General features: G+C 73.9%; 2 protein-coding genes and 2 pseudogenes. All 4 read right to left on the bottom strand.

The window, feature by feature from the left end:
* A pseudogene (locus tag AC2W7M_RS25845) lies at nt 1-210 on the bottom strand (hypothetical protein); the annotation flags it as partial.
* A 35-nt stretch (nt 211-245) separates the two neighbouring features.
* The gene (ccoS, locus tag AC2W7M_RS25840) at nt 246-395 is read right to left on the bottom strand and encodes a cbb3-type cytochrome oxidase assembly protein CcoS (protein WP_121621486.1); all 150 of its coding nucleotides are present in this window, start codon (nt 393-395) and stop codon (nt 246-248) included.
* Complete coding sequence (locus AC2W7M_RS25835; RefSeq protein ID WP_486135988.1) at nt 392-688, bottom strand: hypothetical protein; 297 nt, start codon at nt 686-688, stop codon at nt 392-394. Before AC2W7M_RS25835 ends, ccoS begins: the two co-directional genes overlap by 4 nt.
* Nucleotides 689-826: 138 nt before the next feature.
* Nucleotides 827-1,212 (bottom strand): annotated as a pseudogene (locus tag AC2W7M_RS25830) (hypothetical protein); the annotation flags it as partial.

Genomic DNA, 1,212 nt, shown 5'->3' with positions numbered 1-1,212 from the left:
AGCGCCCAGCAGCATGGCGGCGAACGGCAGCGTCGCCAGCCCTTCGCGCGGGGCCAGCTGGGCGCCGGCGAGCGGCAGCGCGGCGGAGGCCACCGTCTGCGCCAGCACCGCGAAGGCGAAGCCCAGCGCCAGCGGCACGAGGCCTGCGGGTCCGCGGGCATTGTCGTTGGCGGGCACGTCGAGCTGCGGGTCGCACACGCAGACCAGCATGCCCGCGCGCGGTGCGGAGGCGCTCGCGGCCGGTCTCATTTGGCGAGGTCGTCGTCGGACAGGACGCGCACGGCGGCCCCGTCAAGGTCCTCGTACTGGCCGCTCTTCAGGCTCCACAGGAAGGCGAAGAGGCCGCCGAGGCCGAGCAGCAGCGCAAGCGGCACCAGATAGACGAGCACGTTCATGCGGTCGCCTCCTTGAGGGCGATGGCTTCGGCGGCCTCATCCTTGCGGCCGGGCCGCGCCGCGCGCAAGGCATTCAGCGTGACGAGGATCGACGAGCCGGACATGGCGAGCGCCGCCACCAGGGGGGTGACGAAGCCGGCGATGGCCAGCGGCACCGCGATGAAATTATAGAGGATCGCGAGCCCGAGATTCTGGCGCATGAGCCGTGCCGCCACCCGCGCGCCGTCCACCGCCGTCAGGACGGGCAGCAGGCGCCGGCCCAGGAACACGGCGTCGGCATGGGCTTGCGTCACAGCGGCACCGGTGGCGGGGGAGAGCGAGACCGCGGCGGCGGCGAGCGCCGGGGCGTCGTTGAGCCCCGTCGCCCACCATCAGCACGCTGCGGCCCGCGGCCTTGAGCTGATCGAGGGCGGCGATCTTGTCGGCCGGCTTCATGGCGGCCTCGAAGCGGCCGATGCCGAGCGCGCAGGCCACGGGCGCCACCGCCGCCGGCGATCGCCCGAGAAGATCACAACGTCGAGACCCCGCGCCTTGAGGGCGTCGACGACGGTCTTGGCGTCGGGCCGAAGCTCCTGGTCGACGCCCATCACGAGGGTGCGCTCGCCGTGCCGCACGGCGATGAGCGAACAGGTGGCGGGCATATCGGCAGGGGCCTGGGCGCGGCAGAAGGCAAGGCTGCCGAGGCGCGCCTCGACGCCGTCCACCGTGGCGCGCACGCCCTCGCCGCTGTCCTCGCGCACGTCGGCGAGGGGCGGGCCGTCCGCATAAGCCGCGAACCAACGCGGGCGAGCGGGTGGCGGCTTGCGGCGGCGAGCCG

This window comes from Xanthobacter sp. BG11Y11_SDJG (assembly GCF_057364445.1).
The sequence above is the reverse complement of the archived record's forward strand: the minus strand, read 5'-3'. Positions and strand labels throughout refer to the sequence as shown.